This window comes from Pseudomonas sp. (genome assembly GCF_050739655.1).
Classification (GTDB): Bacteria; Pseudomonadota; Gammaproteobacteria; order Pseudomonadales; family Pseudomonadaceae; genus Aquipseudomonas.
In genome coordinates this window covers 1-2,107 of the sequence record NZ_JBOIBY010000236.1, presented here as the reverse complement: position 1 = coordinate 2,107, position 2,107 = coordinate 1, and the positions used below count along the sequence as shown (strand labels likewise).

Here is a 2,107-nt window from a genome sequence, read left to right as displayed (position 1 = left end):
ATCGAAGGCACGAGCGATTTCGAGACCGGTGTGTACGCCCACGGCCCGCAGGCTGAGGCTCTCGCGGAACAGTACGTGGAGCTGATCCGGACCTGGGACCGGGACCACCGTTCTGGTCCGGGGGCGCGCATCGAGGTGTATCCCGCGGCAACCCCGGATGCGGACCTTCCCCCGGGGCGGGTCATCGACAAGAAGCACACCCGAGTCCTCATCACCTGGCCCGGACGGCGGACATTCTGACCAATAGCGAGAGTTCTCGAATACGGCACCTTAACCCAAGGAGGAACCTGTGACTATTCAAATGGATGAGATGGCAGTAATTCCGGACGGCCCGGTGGTGGACTCGGAGTTCGATCTCGATGTCAGCATTGTTGAATCCGGTCCGGTTGTCGACGAGCTGATGCGGCTCACCGACGATGGCTGCGGCCAAACCTGCGAAAGCGCCTGCAATAGCTGCTAGTGTAGATAGATATGTTTAGCTTTACATTGGTCACGCAGTGTGGAATAATCTGCCCATGGCACTTTCAGCAGAGGATCGCGCGGAGCTTCAGGCGGCGGTCGGATCAGGTTCGTATGATGGATCGGTGTCGGCGCGGGCGCAGATGGTGCTCTGGTATGACCAGGGCTACCGGAAAATGGAGATCGCCGCGATGTCGGGGGCGTCGCGGCCGACGGTGGATAAATGGCTGGCGCGCTATGAGCGGTTCGGCTTGGAAGGTCTGGTGAGTATGACCTCGCCGGGTGGGCCGCGTCAGATCCCGGACCGGATTCGCGCGAAGGTGCTCGCGTTGACGAGGGCGACGCCTCCGTCGTCGCTGGGGATTTCACATTGGTCTTCGACGGAGATGTCTCGGTATATCAAGAAGACTGAGGGTGTGTATGTGTCGCAGACGTGGGTGTCGCGGCTGTGGCGGGAGAACGGCTTGGCGCCGTGGCGGCAGGGGACGTTCAAGATTTCCCGGGATCCGCATTTTGAGGATAAAGTCCGTGATGTCGTCGGTCTGTATCTGGATCCTCCGGAGGGAGAGGTGGTCGTGTCGGTGGACGCGAAGTCGGGTATCCAGGCGCTGGACCGCACGCAGCCGCTGCTGCCGATCGACTTCGGCAAGACGCAGAAGCGTACTTTCGATTACGCGCGGATGGGGACCACGGATCTGTACGCCGCCCTCGATATCCGGACGGGTAGAGTGATCTCTTCTTTGTCGCAGACTCACGCGACTCCGGATTTCCTCCGGCTGATGAAGAAGGTCGTCGCTGCCTACCCCGGCCAGAAGGTCCATGTGGTCCTCGACAACGCTTCCGTGCACTTGTCGGATGATACCGAGAAATGGCTTGTCAAGCAGAAAGGGCAAGTCGTCTTTCACTTCACCCCCACCGGGGCGTCGTGGATGAATCAGATCGAGATCTGGAATGGCATTATTGCCCGGAAGCTGATCCGATGTGGAACGTTCAGGTCAGTGAAAGCTCTGAACCGTGAGATTGAGGCGTTCGTCAAACACTGGAACAGTGATTGCAAGCCCTTCGAGTGGAAAGCTACCGCGGAGGAGATCATTGGCAAGGTCCGCGTTGTCACGGCCCGCATGGAGGCTCTTCTGCGCGCCACCGAGATCGACGACGTAGCCCGCCGAGCAGCGTAAAATAAAACAGATCTATCTACACTAGTGTCACGAAATGCGTATCCATTTACGCCACGAAGATCGGCGATCTGGCCCTTGAACTGCGTAGACGATCGTGTCGTACGTAAACTAGATCAGATCTAGCGACACTAGTACTACAGGGCTAGATTATCGGTGTGTGTAGGCGGAGGTGTCGTCGGACGTGGGCTCGGCGTGCTTGGGCTTGGTGTTGGCGGCGCCATGTTGACCAGTGCAGGCCGTGGCTTATGGCGTGTTCGCCGCGGTGGGTGAGGTTGAGGAGTCGACGGATTTCGGCGAGGGTCAGCGCGATGAGACGTCGATGGAGGGGTGGCGCGGTTTCAGGTTCGGTCGGTTCGTCGGGTGGACTGTCTGGTTGGCTTAGCGGTGTGGCTTGGTGGCGCCCCTTTTTTTGGTTTCGTGTGCGGTGACGGCGAGGAAGGTGTGGGCGAGCATGGCGAGGGTGATATGTC

3 protein-coding genes are annotated in these 2,107 nt (G+C 59.4%); all 3 read left to right on the top strand.

The window, feature by feature from the left end:
• Positions 1–240: hypothetical protein (locus tag ACRESJ_RS11765; protein WP_431758036.1), on the top strand; the 240-nt coding region annotated here is incomplete at its 5' end.
• 49 nt (positions 241–289) lie between these two features.
• Positions 290–460: an FxLD family lanthipeptide gene (locus ACRESJ_RS11760; RefSeq protein ID WP_431758035.1), complete on the top strand. Its 171-nt coding sequence runs from the start codon at positions 290–292 to the stop codon at positions 458–460.
• A 55-nt stretch (positions 461–515) separates the two neighbouring features.
• On the top strand, positions 516–1,637 hold the full coding sequence (locus ACRESJ_RS11755; RefSeq protein WP_431758034.1) for an IS630 family transposase: 1,122 nt from the start codon (positions 516–518) through the stop codon (positions 1,635–1,637).
• The last annotated feature ends 470 nt before the right edge of the window (positions 1,638–2,107 follow it).

Coding starts and splice junctions, on each gene's coding strand:
- ACRESJ_RS11755 (WP_431758034.1), top strand. CDS start 516: ATGGCACTTTCAGCAGAGGATCGCGCGGAGCTTCAGGCGGCGGTCGGA.